This window comes from Daejeonella sp., assembly GCF_030695525.1.
Taxonomy (GTDB): domain Bacteria; phylum Bacteroidota; class Bacteroidia; order Sphingobacteriales; family Sphingobacteriaceae; genus Daejeonella.
Genome location: NZ_JAUYSS010000072.1, coordinates 127551 through 142375, shown reverse-complemented (window position 1 = coordinate 142375; position 14825 = coordinate 127551). Strand labels below are relative to the sequence as shown.

13 protein-coding genes and 1 pseudogene are annotated in these 14825 nt (G+C 39.1%); all 14 read left to right on the top strand.

Going from position 1 to position 14825, the window contains the following annotated elements; genetic code table 11:
* Positions 1 to 525, top strand: a pseudogene (gene ppnK / locus Q8S11_RS17710) (NAD(+) kinase); the annotation flags it as partial.
* Positions 526 to 542: 17 nt separating this feature from the next.
* Entirely contained in the window at positions 543 to 1328 is a 786-nt protein-coding gene (locus tag Q8S11_RS17705; protein WP_305663452.1) for a DUF6089 family protein, read from the top strand.
* A gap of 230 nt (positions 1329 to 1558) precedes the next feature.
* Positions 1559 to 2299: an isoprenyl transferase gene (locus tag Q8S11_RS17700; RefSeq protein ID WP_305663451.1), complete on the top strand. Its 741-nt coding sequence runs from the start codon at positions 1559 to 1561 to the stop codon at positions 2297 to 2299.
* A gap of 61 nt (positions 2300 to 2360) precedes the next feature.
* Complete coding sequence (locus Q8S11_RS17695) at positions 2361 to 4904, top strand: outer membrane protein assembly factor (protein ID WP_305663450.1); 2544 nt, start codon at positions 2361 to 2363, stop codon at positions 4902 to 4904.
* A 5-nt stretch (positions 4905 to 4909) separates the two neighbouring features.
* A complete protein-coding gene (locus Q8S11_RS17690; RefSeq protein WP_305663449.1) occupies positions 4910 to 5440 on the top strand; it encodes an OmpH family outer membrane protein in 531 nt (176 codons plus the stop codon).
* A gap of 42 nt (positions 5441 to 5482) precedes the next feature.
* The gene (locus Q8S11_RS17685) at positions 5483 to 6028 is read left to right on the top strand and encodes an OmpH family outer membrane protein (protein WP_305663448.1); all 546 of its coding nucleotides are present in this window, start codon (positions 5483 to 5485) and stop codon (positions 6026 to 6028) included.
* A gap of 106 nt (positions 6029 to 6134) precedes the next feature.
* Entirely contained in the window at positions 6135 to 6941 is an 807-nt protein-coding gene (gene murI, locus Q8S11_RS17680) for a glutamate racemase (protein ID WP_305663447.1), read from the top strand.
* A gap of 79 nt (positions 6942 to 7020) precedes the next feature.
* A complete protein-coding gene (nuoH, locus tag Q8S11_RS17675; RefSeq protein ID WP_305663446.1) occupies positions 7021 to 8094 on the top strand; it encodes an NADH-quinone oxidoreductase subunit NuoH in 1074 nt (357 codons plus the stop codon).
* A gap of 31 nt (positions 8095 to 8125) precedes the next feature.
* The gene (locus Q8S11_RS17670; protein WP_305663445.1) at positions 8126 to 8710 is read left to right on the top strand and encodes an NADH-quinone oxidoreductase subunit I; all 585 of its coding nucleotides are present in this window, start codon (positions 8126 to 8128) and stop codon (positions 8708 to 8710) included.
* Positions 8711 to 8712: 2 nt separating this feature from the next.
* Positions 8713 to 9246 (top strand): NADH-quinone oxidoreductase subunit J, encoded by a 534-nt coding sequence (locus Q8S11_RS17665; protein WP_305663444.1) that lies wholly within the window; start codon positions 8713 to 8715, stop codon positions 9244 to 9246.
* Complete coding sequence (gene nuoK, locus Q8S11_RS17660; protein ID WP_305663443.1) at positions 9243 to 9548, top strand: NADH-quinone oxidoreductase subunit NuoK; 306 nt, start codon at positions 9243 to 9245, stop codon at positions 9546 to 9548. The genes Q8S11_RS17665 and nuoK overlap by 4 nt, the downstream gene beginning before the upstream one ends.
* Positions 9548 to 11587 (top strand): NADH-quinone oxidoreductase subunit L, encoded by a 2040-nt coding sequence (gene nuoL, locus Q8S11_RS17655; protein WP_305663442.1) that lies wholly within the window; start codon positions 9548 to 9550, stop codon positions 11585 to 11587. The genes nuoK and nuoL overlap by 1 nt, the downstream gene beginning before the upstream one ends.
* 49 nt (positions 11588 to 11636) lie before the next feature.
* A complete protein-coding gene (locus Q8S11_RS17650) occupies positions 11637 to 13232 on the top strand; it encodes a NuoM family protein (protein WP_305663441.1) in 1596 nt (531 codons plus the stop codon).
* Positions 13232 to 14731: an NADH-quinone oxidoreductase subunit N gene (locus Q8S11_RS17645; RefSeq protein ID WP_305663440.1), complete on the top strand. Its 1500-nt coding sequence runs from the start codon at positions 13232 to 13234 to the stop codon at positions 14729 to 14731. The genes Q8S11_RS17650 and Q8S11_RS17645 overlap by 1 nt, the downstream gene beginning before the upstream one ends.
* Positions 14732 to 14825: the final 94 nt, after the last annotated feature.

Here is a 14825-nt window from a genome sequence, read left to right as displayed (position 1 = left end):
AAGGACTTTACCCTGGATAAACGTGTTCAGCTTTGTATAGAATCAGAATTGAAGCTATTTGGAAATGAAAATTTTGCACTGAATGATGTTACTATTCATAAACGGGATACCTCAGCTATGATGATAGTGCATGCTTATCTGAACGGGGATTTTTTGAATTCATACTGGGCGGACGGCCTTATTGTGGCTACACCAACCGGATCAACAGCCTATTCTTTGAGTTGTGGTGGCCCCATTATATTCCCGGGTTCCGGGAACATGGTTGTTACCCCTATTTCTCCGCATAATCTGAATGTCAGGCCTATAGTCTTGTCAGACACCAATATTCTTTCGTTTGAAATTGAAGGAAGAAGTTCGAAATACCTGCTTACCTGTGATTCACGGACAGAAGTAATCGATACATCCATAAAAGTTAAAGTTAAGAAAGCTGGTTTTGGAATCAATTTGATCAGACTTAGTAATGAAAACTATTTATCTACGTTAAGGAATAAATTGCTCTGGGGAATTGATACCCGAAATTATTAAGAACAGCCGCTGCATTCATGCGTAGATTAGTACTAGTCATTGTATTTTTTTCCGGAAGCTTCCTTGCCTCAGCCCAGACCTGGGAACTGGGTGGATCATTAGGTGCTATGGGTTATATGGGCGATATTAATCCGGTTAAAGCATATAAGCTGACGGATCCTGCGTTTGGAGTCCAGATCAAACGGAATTTTGATGGTTACTGGTCTGCTAAACTGAATTATATGTATGGTAAGGTTCGGGCAAGTGATGCTGCTTCTTCAAATACTTATCAAGTAGAACGGAATCTTGATTTTCATTCCCCTGTATCTGAGTTTTCAATGCAGGTTGAATTCAATCTGTTCAGATACATGGCAGGCGCAGACTATGGGTTTGCAACCAGAAAGTTGAGTCCTTATCTTTTTACCGGGATAGCATCATTTTCTTATAATCCCCTGACAAAGCATAACGGTGATGAGATCGAACTCCGGCTTGTGCAGACAGAGAATGTTGCGTACAAGAAAAGTGCGATCAGTGTGCCTTACGGAGCAGGAGTAAAGTATAACATTAGCGGAAAATGGACAATCATTGCCGAGATCGGCTACCGAACAGCATTTACAGATTATCTGGATGATATCAGCGGCAGATATGTTGATTTTAATGTTGTTTCTCCGGCAAGCCCCTTAACAATGACTTTGGCCGACCGTTCAACCCCTCCTCAGATTGCGGGAACGCAGCGGGGCGACTTCAGGCCAAGGGATACTTACATGTTTGCTGGTGTTGGACTTACTTACACCTTTATTCCTATCAAATGTCCAACTTTTTAAGTTCAGCAGAAATAGAAATGTTGTAAAGCATCTTTTTTTCATCAATACTTGCTCTGAATTATTATGAAAATCTGTTTTCTTTCTTGTAACAAATTAACGTAATTAAGTCATAACTTTGCATCTCGAAATTTTTGAACAATTTTTAGAAATACTGATTGGATAAAAAACAGGGAAATATGTTATTTATGAATCAGGGAAATTGTTTTGGTTTTGAATGTTAAATTTAGTTAATGAGCCTACTTGAACAGATAGATAAAGAACGCTTGCCGCAACATGTAGCAGTGATAATGGATGGAAATGGCCGTTGGGCAAAGGAAAAGGGAAAACTGCGGGTATTTGGGCATCAGAACGGAGTTGTTGCGGTTCGCGATACTGTTGAGGGTGCTGTGGAACTCGGTATCAAATATCTGACACTTTATGCATTTTCAACTGAGAACTGGAACAGACCCAGGCTTGAAGTAATGGCTTTAATGGAACTTCTGGTTTCAACTATCAGTAAAGAAACCAAAACCTTAATGGAGAATGGCGTGCGATTAAATGCCATTGGAAATTTATCTACCCTGCCTGAAAAATGTCGCAAACAATTACTGGAAACTATAAAGAAGACCTCATCCAATACCAATTGTACACTCACCCTGGCGCTCAGCTACAGTTCGAGATGGGAAATTACAGATGCGGCCAAAAGAATAGCAATAAAAGTGAGGGATGGTGAAATAAAAGCTGAGGATATTACTGAGGATATTTTCGGGGATCATTTAAATACAGCCGGTATACCTGATCCGGAGTTAATGATCCGGACAAGTGGGGAACACAGGATTAGTAATTACCTTTTGTGGCAAATTGCTTATGCTGAATTGTATTTTACTTCAAAATTATGGCCTGATTTCAGAAGGCAGGATCTCTTTGAAGCCGTGATAGATTATCAGAAACGTGAGAGACGCTTCGGTATGACCAGTGAACAGTTGAACTAATTTTCACTTTTAACACTTTTTAACAAGCTATTAGCTTAATTTAGCACCTTTAATACACCAAATGAATCGCATTTTCATATTGTTTTTTCTACTCATATCCGGTACTTCTGCAATGGCCCAGTTTGGGAGAACGGGAACTCCAACACCTGCAAGGCCTACATCGAACGAAGAACTCAGCTATCTGAATCCCCAGGATTTTGTTATTGGTGGAACTACTATTCTGGGAACTGAATTTCTGGATAAGGATGTTTTGATCACCATTTCAAAATTAACCAAGGGCGACAGGATAACCGTACCCGGAGATGCTACTTCCAATGCAGTCAAGAATTTATGGGCTCAGGGATTATTTGATGATGTAAAATTGAATATTGCTGAAATCAGGTCTGATTCGATCTTTTTTGAGATCGAGGTGGTGGAACGACCGCGATTAACCAGAATCGAATTAATCGGATTGAAAAAGGGTGAAGTAACAGATGTACGTGAAAAATTGAAGGATAAAACCGGAAAGGTTGTCAATGAGAATTTATTGAAAACTACCACTGATATCATTAAGAAACATTTTACTGAAAAGGGCTTTCTCTTCACCGAAGTTTTGATTGCTGAGAGGAAAGATACCACAGAAGCGAATAATAAAATTCTTGATATCACAGTTGAGAAGAACGATCGGGTTAAAATAAGTGAAATTCTATTCACCGGGAATGAAGATTTTAAAAACAAAAATTTAAAGAAATATCTTAAAAAGACGAAAGAAAAAGCTTTTTACAAGGTGTTTGGATCAGGTAAATTTCTCCAGAATAAGTATGAGGAAGATAAGCTGAACCTGGTCGCAAAGATGCATGAAAAGGGTTATCGGGATGCTGAAATAATTAAGGACACCACCTACCGAACCGGCAAAAGTACCATTGGCATCAAAATAGATCTGCATGAAGGGCCAAAATATTATTTCGGAAATATAACATGGGCAGGGAATGCCAAATATTCAACCAAAGTTCTGGATGCTATTCTGGCAATCAGTAAAGGTGAAGTATTCAGTGAAAAGAAGCTTGAAAGAAAACTCACCAGTAGTCCGGGAGGGGATGATGTATCATCTCTTTATATGAATGATGGTTATCTTACTTTCAATATAGATCCGGTTCAAACCAAGGTGTACGGTGATACTATTGATCTCGAATTGAGAATGTATGAAGGTCCGCAATACACCATTAACAATATCAAGGTTAAAGGAAATGAGTTAACAAATGATAAAGTAATTTTAAGAGAGATCCGTACCAAACCGGGTCAAAAATTCTCTAAAGAGCTTATTGTAAGAAGTACCCGTGAAATTGCACAACTGGGAAATTTTGATGATACTAAAACTGATCCCAGGCCTATCAATATCAATCCTAATGATGGAACGGTTGACATTGAATATAATGTGGTGGAAAAGCCTTCAGACCAGATTGAATTATCAGGAGGTTTTGGGGGTGGACGTGTTGTGGGTACCTTAGGACTTACATTCAACAATTTCTCGGCTCGTAATCTATTCAATAAGAGTGCATGGAAGCCACTTCCTAAAGGAGACGGCCAAAAATTGAGTATCAGGGGACAAACCAATGGTAAGTTTTATCAATCTTATAGTTTTTCATTCTCTGAACCATGGCTGGGTGGAAAGAAACCGATTTATTTTGGGATCAGCGCCTTTACTTCCTTACAGTCAAACGGCCTTAGAAACGTAGATATCAATCAACAGAAAATCCGGATGAATGGTGTAACCTTTAGTTTGGGTAAGCGTCTAAAATGGCCTGATGATTACTTCCAGGCTAATACCTCAATTAATCTTCAGCAGTATGTTTTAAATAACTACAATGCTTTCATTTTCTCGACAGGTACTTCCTATAACTTTAACCTTACCCAGGCCTTAAGCAGAAGTTCGGTCGATGCACCAATCTTCCCGACCTCAGGTTCTAATTTAAAATTGACTGTTCAGGCAACTCCACCTTATTCACTATTGAATAATAAGAATTATGCAACTGCAACAGATAAAGAAAAGTACAGGTTCACTGAATATCATAAATGGAAATTTGAGTCCCAGTGGTTTCAGCGAATTTATGGAAAACTGATCCTTAAGGCTCAGGCACAGTTCGGTTTCCTCGGTATCTACAATCAGACCGTTGGGCAGTCGGCTTTCGAACGCTTTAAACTTGGAGGTGATGGTATGCAGGGATTTGATTTCCTTCAGGGATCTGAGATTATTGCAATGCGTGGTTATGCAAACAATGCCATTATCCCTGCTGGATCCAATCCAACCATTGCTCAGGGATCAGGAAGTCCTTTATTCAATAAATATGTTTTGGAATTGAGGCATCCGATCACAGCTAGTCAGACAGCCACTATTTTCGTTCTGGCATTTGCTGAGGGAGGAAATACATGGAATTCATTCCGTGATTTCGCACCATTTAACATCAGACGTACCGCTGGTGTTGGAGCAAGAGTATTTTTGCCTATTTTTGGACTTTTGGGGATTGATTATGGATTTGCCTTCGATAAGATACCAGGTTTGCCGGATAGTGGAAGAAATCCTTTCACATTCAGTATTTCACAGGCATTGAATGGAGGATTTAACTAAGGAATATGAAAAGAATTCTTATAATAGCGTTATTATTAGTCTTCACAGGATTTGGGGCCTACGCACAGCGTTTTGCTTATGTGGATAGTGATTATATTCTGAAACATGTTCCTGAATATAATTCATCCCAAAAGCAGTTGGACGCACTTTCTATCCAATGGCAGAAGGAAGTCGATTCGAAGTTTTTAGCTATTGAAGGGCTTTTTAAAGCCTATCAGGCAGATCAGGTGTTATTGACAGAGGTGATGAGAAAAACACGTGAGAACGAGATAATTGAAAAGGAAAAGGAAGCAAAGGAATTTCAAAGGCTTAAATTTGGTTTTGAAGGTGAACTTTTTCAGATGCGGACTAAATTGATTAAACCTATACAAGATCGTGTTTCCAAGGCAGTTCAGGCTGTTGCAGAAACTCAGCAACTGGATATGATTTTTGATAAAAACAGCGAGATTACACTATTATATGCAAGTCCGCGTTTAGACAAAAGCAATGATGTAATTACAAGGATGGGTTATAAGCCCGGAACAATAAATAAATAAGATCTCTCACTAATTATAAACAAAAACAGAATACAAGAAAAAATGAAAAATTTATTAAAAATAGGAGTTGTTGCACTTGGAATGTTCCTTACAATAGGTACTGTAAATGCTCAGCAAAAATTTGGTCATATCAATTCTGCCGATTTATTGCAGTCAATGCCTGAAATGAAAACTGCTGATGCTACTTTTCAGACTTTTGCCAAGGCAAAACAAACTTCCCTTGAATTGATGGGTGCAGAACGTCAGAAATTGGTTGTTTCCTACGAAGAGAAGTATAAAACATTGAGTGAGGCTAACAGAGCCACTTTGGAGAAAGAACTGACTACACTTGGAGCAAGTATCCAGGATCTTGAAAGACGAATTACCGATGAGCAGGAAAAAGCTCAGGATGAGATGACAACCAAGCGTAGCGAAATCTATCAGCCCGTGTTTAAAAAAGCAGAGGATGCAGTTAAAGCAGTAGCTAAAGAAAAAGGCTTTACCTATGTATTCGATGTTTCTCAACCAGGAGTAGTATATTTTGATGGAGGAATCGATATGCTTAATGATGTGAAAGCCAAACTAGGTATTGCAACTGCAGCTAAATAAGGTTTTATTTTCATAATAAAATTTAATGCGAGGCAACATGCTTCGCATTTTTTTTTGATTCCATTGTGCATCCCAAGGGCTCGAAATATTATCTTATTTTTGAAACATGAGTTCAATACTTCCAATTGGAATTTTTGATTCCGGAATCGGAGGGCTTACGGTTGCCAATGCTATCCGGAAAATTTTACCGAATGAACAGATTATTTATTTTGGTGATACTGCCCATATGCCTTACGGCGATAAATCACCAGAGGCAATTAAATTCTATAGCCTGAAGATTGCTAAATTCCTGCTGGATAAAAATTGTAAGCTCATTCTAATTGCCTGTAATACTGCATCGGCACACGCCTATCATGAACTGGTGCATTTCTTGGGTGACCGGGTGCCTATTGTCAATGTTATTGATCCCGTAGTTAATGCAGTGATTAGTAAGGGGAAATATAAAAAAATCGGGGTAATTGCGACAAAATCAACTATCCGGTCTGACATTTATGCTAAAAAATTTAAAATAATAGATCCCGATATTGAAGTTTCCTCACTTGCTACCCCTTTGCTGGCACCTATGATTGAGGAGGGTTTTTTTAATAATAATATCAGTAAAACAGTGATCAATTCTTACCTCACTTCTTCAAAACTTAAGAAGATTGATTGCCTGATTCTGGCCTGTACACATTATCCCCTGATAAAGCCTGAAATATCTTCCTTTTACGGAGGGAAGGTGGATATTATCAACACTGCAGAAATAGTTGCTGAAGACCTTAAAGAAAGTCTGACCAGATTGGGCTTGCTCAACGACGGTCCTGCAAAACGGCATCAGTTTTTCGTTTCCGATTATACCCCTTCTTTCGTAAAGAGCACCCGTTTATTTTTTGAAGAGAAGATTCACTTGGCTTATAAACCAATTTGGGATTAAATTTAATTCCTTATAATAGATAGAATTAGTCTGCATTTAATAGCATAATACTTAAGTTTGCGTACATAAGCCCGGTAAATTGAGTTTCTATCTGACATATGTACTAGTTGCTACCGCATTATTTGCATTTACTGCCCTTTTTACCCTGTTCGCCTTGTATTCCGAACGGAAAATTTCCGCATTTATACAGGACAGGGTCGGTCCGATGGAGGTTGGTAAATATGGTACCCTGCAGGCATTTGCCGACATCATAAAGATGCTTCAAAAGGAATTTATCATTCCGACCGCCGCCGATAAAGTTCTGTTTATACTCGCTCCAATAGTAATTTTCGTATCAGTTTACCTGGGTTTTGCAGCACTGCCCTGGGCGCCGGGACTTATTCCTTCCTCACTTAATTTGGGCCTTTTTTACATTTTTGCGATACTTTCAATAGAAACACTTGGAATATTGATGGCAGGCTGGGGTTCAAATAATAAATATGCATTATTAGGTTCGATGCGTTCGGTTGCGCAAATGATTTCCTATGAAATCCCGGCAGGTATTGCGCTGATTTCTGTGGTTATGATTTCGCAAAGCCTGAATCTCCAGGAGATTAGTATCAAACAGGGGATTCTCACCACAGAGCCAGTTTATTTTCTTGGGATATGGGAAGTAAAGACTATTGGCGGCTTTCTGGCCTGGAATATTTTTCAGGCTCCACATCTGATCCTTGCCTACATCATTTACTTTATTGCCTCGCTGGCTGAATGTAATCGTGCGCCATTTGATATACCGGAAGCTGAATCTGAACTCGTTGGAGGGTTCCACGTTGAATATTCGGGATTGAGGTTTGCTTTTATTTTCCTTGCTGAATATTCTATGATGTTTCTGGTGGGAATGATTGGCGTGGTTTTGTTTTTGGGTGGTTGGAATAGCCCGCTACCCAATTTCGGTACCGCCAAACTAGCCCTATGGACCAGCGGAATAGGATGGGGAATTTTCTGGATTCTGATTAAGACTCTTGCAGTTGTTGCTGTACAGATCTGGATCCGGTGGACTCTTCCAAGACTAAGGGTTGATCAGCTAATGAGCTTTTGCTGGAAGGTATTAACTCCTCTGGCATTTTTATGCATGCTTATATCAGGTGTGTGGCGGCTGGGCATGATGCAATAATTTAAGGGTAGATAAAATATCCCATTAAAAGATGATGAAAAAGGTAATACATGCTTTCAAAACTGTGTTTAAAGGACTAAGCCTGACTATGGGACATTTCTTTGCAGCCAGAGAGGGCAGGAAGGTACTATCAATCACTGATAAGGATTATTTTGTCCAGAACAGTGGTATGACAACCATACAATATCCCCATCAGAAATTGCCTGTACCTGAACTTGGAAGGTACCAACTGGATGTGGAAATGGATGATTGTATTGTATGTGATTTATGTGCCAAGATCTGTCCGGTCGACTGTATAGAAATTGAAAGTATAAAGGCTACAGAAGCTATTGGAAAAACCTCAGATGGTACAACAAAGCGTCTCTACGCCGCTAAGTTTGATATTGATATGGCAAAATGTATGTATTGTGGTTTGTGTACTGTAGTTTGCCCTACCGAGTGTATTGTCATGACTGATACTTACGACAGGAGTATGCCTGATTTAAAAGAAATGATCTATAAATTTTCTGATATGAAACCAGAAGAAGCTAAAGAAAAGCGTCTTGCTCTTGAAAAACTTAATACAGAACGATTGGCTGCAAAAGAAGCAGCCATGCAACAGAAAGCTCAAAATTGAATATGGGAGAGGAACAGATTATATTTTACTTCTTTGCTGCATCAGTACTCATTTCTGCACTATGTGTTGTGGTTATGAAGAATCTCGTCAGAAGTATTTTTCTGTTTTTTGTAAGTTTGTTTTCACTTGCGGCGCTTTATTTATTTGCATTGGCAGATTTTATTGCACTGGCTCAGGTAGTTATTTATGCGGGGGGGGTATTGGTACTTATGCTTTTTGCATTTATGTTATCAAACAGGGAATTGCTCAACAGTCTCAAACCAGCGGGTTCAGGCTTCAAAGTCAATCATTTTGCCGGAATTTTAATCAGTCTTTTATTCCTTTTTATATTGGTAACAGTTATAGTTAAAACTGATTTAAACCAATTGGACTGGATGCAGGAAAGTGTACCAATCCATGTAAATGATAACAGCACACATCAGATTGGTATACATACTATGACAGCTTATCTGCTTCCTTTTGAAATACTTTCGGTATTTCTGATGATGGTTTTGATTGGGGCGGCACATTTGGCCAGAAAGGGGGGGAGGGCATGATTCCTCTTTCTCACTTTATGCTGATTAGTGCAGGTCTCTTTTGTATAGGGCTTTTTGCAGTTTTGACCAGAAGAAACGCAATACAGGTTCTGATCGGTATCGAATTTATGATCAATGCAGCGGTTTTGAATTTTGTCGCTTTTGGGAAATATGATAAAATATCGGGGGGAGGCCAAATGTTTGCCTTATTTGCGATTGTTCTTGCGGCTGCTGGGGTTGCCGTTGCCCTTGCTATCATATTAAATGTGTATAAATATTTTAAGTCAATAGACCCGAGTAAAACCAATACCTTAAAGGATTGATGGAAGGAATAAATTTTACTGAGAACAGAAGTTTGGTTGCACTTTTAGCTGCGATATTGCCCTTGTTTTCTTTCGTTTTTATTCTTAGTTCAAAAAAGGGCGGGGGTGCCAGCGTCGCATTGTCAACAATTACACTGTCTTTCCTTTTATCGATGTACCTGTTCCTTCAGATCTGGAATTTGGAGCCCGAACATAAGCAAATATCCTGGTTCATAATTGGTAATGTTCAGTTTTACGCCGGTGTACTTTTGAATAATCTCAGCGTTTTGATGATGGTTCTGGTCACCGGAATCTCTGTTCTGGTTCATATTTACTCGCGGGAATATATGAAGAACGACCCCAATATTCACAGGTATTGGGCTTATTTAGGATTATTTTGCTTCTCCATGCTTGGATTGGTAATTTCAGACAGCTTATTATTAATTTATCTGTTCTGGGAACTGGTAGGCTTTTCATCCTATTTGCTGATTGGGTTCTGGTTTAGCAAACATACAGCCTCACAGGCTGCAAAGAAAGCATTCATCATGAACAGAATTGGTGATTTGGGTTTCCTGACTGGAATCATGATTATTTATACCAAGTTTCAGACTCTTGATTTACACAGCCTTTTTGGAGAGGGAGGATTAATAAGTACTTCCACATTCGAAAGTAATTTTTGGATAAGCGGATCACAGCAAATGCCGGCAATCTGGCTAAGTATTGCCGGTTTCGCCTTTTTTCTCGGAGCTATGGCTAAATCCGCACAATTTCCATTACATACCTGGCTTCCCGATGCGATGGAGGGGCCTACTTCAGTTTCATCGCTGATACATGCAGCTACAATGGTCGCAGCCGGTGTGTTCCTGATTGCGAGGATTTATCCTGTTTTTGACCCCCTTGTATTGGATGTAATGGTTTGGATTGGTGCATTTACAGCATTCATGGCAGCCACAATTGCTTTAACCCAAAACGATATTAAGCGAATTCTGGCCTATTCCACGATTTCACAATTGGGTTTTATGGTGATGGCTCTCGGGATTGGGGCTTATTCCGAGAGTATTTTTCATTTAACGACTCATGCGTTTTTTAAATGCTTATTGTTTCTTGCCGCTGGTTCTGTGATTCATCAGCTCCATCATTATTGCGTTAGAAATAGCCATGATTTTGATTATCAGGATATTCGACTAATGGGTGGATTAAGGAAAAGAATGCCGATTGCATTTTGGGGAATGTGCATTGCTTCAGCGGCTCTGGTTGGATTACCCTTAACTTCGGGTTTTCTGTCAAAGGATTCCATACTGATCAGTGCTTTTGAATGGGCGGCTGCACGTGAAGGGATATTTATAGTCCTTCCCTGGTTAATGGTTTTAACATCCTGGTTAACTGCTTTTTATATATTCAGATTGATTTTTAAAGTTTTTTTCTCAGAATCGAGAGAAATTAAAACAGATAAAATGATGCAGATAAGTGATTCCCCGGGACAGATGACCTATGTTTTACTGATACTTTCATTTTTTTGCACATTTATTGTCTTTTCTGTTAATCCCGCAACTTTCGAAGCCTCCTGGCTTTGGAAGGGCTTCCAGGTGACCAGTATTAAAGAGATCAGTATTTTTCACTGGCTGGCACCTTTGATATTGAATTTGGGGGCTTTTGCATTAATCCTTATTACCTACAGTATATATGTTCCTGGCAGGGAGCCTAAACTAATGCAAGATACCTGGCTTTATCGAATTTCAAATCGGGAATGGTTTTTTAATGAGATCTATAATTTTGTGCTCATTAGATCGATTGAAAAACTTTCCCTGCTCACCTATGGATTTGACCGTATTATAATTGATGGTATAGTAAATCGCATGGCTGCTTTGACTCAAACAATATCTGTAATTTCCGACTGGTTTGACAGGAAAATAATTGACGGCCTGGTCAATTCTACCGGTTCCTTATCAAGATACATTGGCCGTTTTTTCAGAAATTTTCAATCGGGCAGATTACAGCATTATCTTACTACAATGTTGCTTGTTGTGCTTTCGTTTTTCATTTTAAGCTATCTGATATGAGATTAATTCCATTATTCATCTCCGCAAAGGGGCTAAGGGGAGGATCAGTATGAATCTGCTTTCAGTTCTCATATTCCTTCCCATTGCTGCAGCTTTGCTGGTTGTGATTCTTCCATCAACTTTTCAGCAGCGATTTAAATACATTGCCCTTGGGGTTAGTTTGATCCAATTTATCCTTAGTATTTATATATATACCCGGTTCAATAAAGTTTTACCCGGAATAAACATAGAAAATGAATTTCAGCTGATTGAAAAATTGCCCTGGATCCGACTCGATCTTGGAAGTATCGGCAAACTGGAAATAGATTATTTCCTGGGAATTGACGGATTGTCTATCCCTTTTCTTATGCTTACTGCGCTGATCATGTTTGTTGCAACTTTATCATCCTGGGAAATTAAAACGAATCTAAAAGCATATTTCTCCTTGTTTCTAATTTTGAATACAGCAGTAATGGGAGTTTTTTGTGCCCTTGACTTTTTCCTTTTTTATATTTTTTATGAATTGATGCTGCTGCCGCTTTATTTTTTGATTGGGATGTGGGGAGGTGCCAGAAGGGAATATGCGGCTATTAAGTTCTTTTTGTATACGCTTTTCGGTTCCGTATTTATGCTTCTTGTAATTATCGGATTGTATTTTTCTGTGCTGAATCCTGCTACAGGAAATCATACCTTTAATATGATCCTGATGATGGACCCGGCCAATTATATCGAGGGTTCGGTATTCTCAGCAATGGCAGGACAAAGTATTTTGGGAATCTCAGCAAGATTACTGGCTTTTATCGTGCTTTTTATTGCTTTTGCTATTAAGGTACCTATCGTTCCTTTACATACCTGGTTACCCGATGCCCATGTTGAGGCTCCGACGCCAGTTTCTATTATTCTGGCTGGCCTCTTGCTCAAAGTAGGGGGCTATGGTATTCTCAGGATTTGCTTTAGTATCTTTCCTGATTCTGCTGTTCAATCGGCCTGGTGGATTGGACTGATCGGGCTAATCTCTATCCTCTACGGAGCTTTGAATGCATTGGCGCAAACTGATTTAAAGCGGCTGATTGCCTATTCTTCTGTTTCACATATGGGTTTTGTTTTACTTGGTATTGCTTCAGTAACAACCGAAGGCCTAAGTGGTGCCATGCTTCAAATGATTAGTCATGGAGGACTGTCGGCAATGCTCTTTTTTCTCGTAGGGATGATTTACAACAGGGTACATGACCGTGAAATTTCTAATTTCAGAGGTTTAGCCGAATTGATGCCTCAATTTACATTTTTTGTGATGATTGCTTTTTTTGCATCCCTCGGATTGCCAGGATTTTCGGCATTCATGGCCGAAGCATTTAGTCTGATTGGTGCTTTTACCTCGCAGGATGTTAATGGTCTTTTACCAAGGTGGATGGCCATAGGGGCTTCATTGGGGATTTTACTAAGTGCAGCCTATTTCCTCTGGACCTTGCAGCGCATGTTCTTTGGTCAGATCCGTTTGAAGGGTGGTGAAACCTGGAAAAATCAGCTAGTTGATGTAACTATCAGGGAAAAATTTGCATTGGTTCCTCTGGCAATGCTGGCTCTACTTTTGGGAATATTTCCATCCCTGCTTTTTGATAAGATGAATGCCTCAGTTCTGGCACTGGTTCATTTAATTACCGGATAATGAATGATCTGATTCCATATATTTCATCATCGATCCGGGATTCATTAGCGAGTTTGAATTTCTTTAGAGCAGAGATAAGTTTGGTTATGGGTTTTCTGGTCGTAATTCTTTCTGATCTCTTTTTTAGTAAACGATATCCCCAGCTAAGTTTTATTTTGACACTTTCTACACTAGTTTTGGTGGCTTATCAAAGCAGTGGATTTCTTAAAATGGTAAGTACACCATTATTTGGTGGAATGATTATTATGGATCATTTGGCAATACTTTTTAAACTTCTCTTTTGTCTTGCCAGTATACTATTTGTTCTCTTTATTCGATTTAACCGGGCTTTTCAGAACCATGATAAGGGCTTTGGAGATATGTATTCCATTCTGTTGGCAGTACATCTCGGACTAAATCTGATGGCTATGTCAGCAAATTTGCTGATGGTATACCTGTCACTCGAAATGGTATCACTTGGATCTTATTTGATGGTCGGTTATCTTTCGGCAGGGCAGCGACAGACTGAAGCAGCAATGAAATATGCCCTGTTTGGAGCGGTTTGTTCGGCAATTATGCTTTATGGAATTTCTTTACTTTATGGATTTACCGGCACCCTTTATTTAAATGATCCTGCATTTCTGTCCGGATTGCATAATATACCTAGAATGGCTTCTGCGCTTGCCCTTATCCTGGTGTTTATTGGTATTGCATTCAAATTATCACTTGTACCCCTTCATTTCTGGTCGCCCGATGTCTATGAAGGTGCCCCAACACCGGTAACCGCTTTCTTGTCAACTGCACCAAAAATTGCAGGATTTGCTGTTCTGATTAAGTTTTTGGAAATATTCTATGATCCTGAATCAAAAGCACTGAGTTCTTCTATCCTTGACCTGAATTTCGTCCTCGCATTTCTGGCTATTCTTAGTATGTTACTTGGAAATTTTGTTGCAATCTGGCAGAATAATGTCAAGCGGATGTTGGCCTATTCATCCATTGGACATACCGGCTTTATGCTGATGGGGCTATTTATTTTTTCAGCCAGTGGATTTAAAGCAATTATATTCTATATGACTGTTTATGTGATCATGAATATGGCTGCATTTCTGATTGTGGATGAAATAGAGGAAAAAACGGGTAAGCAATACATCAATGAATATAAAGGTCTTGGGAAAAAGAACAGTTTACTAATGATCAGTCTGCTTATTGTTCTGGTTTCACTTACAGGTTTGCCACCAACTGTTGGATTTACAGCCAAATTTTTAGTGTTCTCTACTGCCCTGGAAGCATATAACTTGTCGGGATTGCCAATTCTGATGATCATGATTATTACTGCATCGCTAAGTACTATAGTTTCATTGTTTTATTATTTTAAAGTGCCTTTGAATGCATTTTTAAGAGAAACTTCCGGCCCTGTTCAGATTTCAACCAGGTCTCCAAAAGTTTATATGGGTGTTTTTCTTGCTTTTCTGCTATTACTTTTGATAATTTTCCCTGCACTGCTTGAACACATTATTTAAGTTATTAGCCCTTATTAAAAACAAAGTATTTTCCTGAAGATTACCATTGATTTCATTGGCTTATTAGGTATTAAATAGCTACTTTTGCAATCTC

What these genes read in the sequence shown, in the direction of transcription:
- Q8S11_RS17705 (WP_305663452.1), top strand. Translation starts at nt 543, where the DNA reads ATGCGTAGATTAGTACTAGTCATTGTATTTTTTTCCGGAAGCTTCCTT.
- Q8S11_RS17700 (WP_305663451.1), top strand. Translation starts at nt 1,559, where the DNA reads ATGAGCCTACTTGAACAGATAGATAAAGAACGCTTGCCGCAACATGTA.
- Q8S11_RS17695 (WP_305663450.1), top strand. Translation starts at nt 2,361, where the DNA reads ATGAATCGCATTTTCATATTGTTTTTTCTACTCATATCCGGTACTTCT.
- Q8S11_RS17690 (WP_305663449.1), top strand. Translation starts at nt 4,910, where the DNA reads ATGAAAAGAATTCTTATAATAGCGTTATTATTAGTCTTCACAGGATTT.
- Q8S11_RS17685 (WP_305663448.1), top strand. Translation starts at nt 5,483, where the DNA reads ATGAAAAATTTATTAAAAATAGGAGTTGTTGCACTTGGAATGTTCCTT.
- murI (WP_305663447.1), top strand. Translation starts at nt 6,135, where the DNA reads ATGAGTTCAATACTTCCAATTGGAATTTTTGATTCCGGAATCGGAGGG.
- Q8S11_RS17670 (WP_305663445.1), top strand. Translation starts at nt 8,126, where the DNA reads ATGATGAAAAAGGTAATACATGCTTTCAAAACTGTGTTTAAAGGACTA.
- Q8S11_RS17665 (WP_305663444.1), top strand. Translation starts at nt 8,713, where the DNA reads ATGGGAGAGGAACAGATTATATTTTACTTCTTTGCTGCATCAGTACTC.
- nuoK (WP_305663443.1), top strand. Translation starts at nt 9,243, where the DNA reads ATGATTCCTCTTTCTCACTTTATGCTGATTAGTGCAGGTCTCTTTTGT.
- nuoL (WP_305663442.1), top strand. Translation starts at nt 9,548, where the DNA reads ATGGAAGGAATAAATTTTACTGAGAACAGAAGTTTGGTTGCACTTTTA.
- Q8S11_RS17650 (WP_305663441.1), top strand. Translation starts at nt 11,637, where the DNA reads ATGAATCTGCTTTCAGTTCTCATATTCCTTCCCATTGCTGCAGCTTTG.
- Q8S11_RS17645 (WP_305663440.1), top strand. Translation starts at nt 13,232, where the DNA reads ATGAATGATCTGATTCCATATATTTCATCATCGATCCGGGATTCATTA.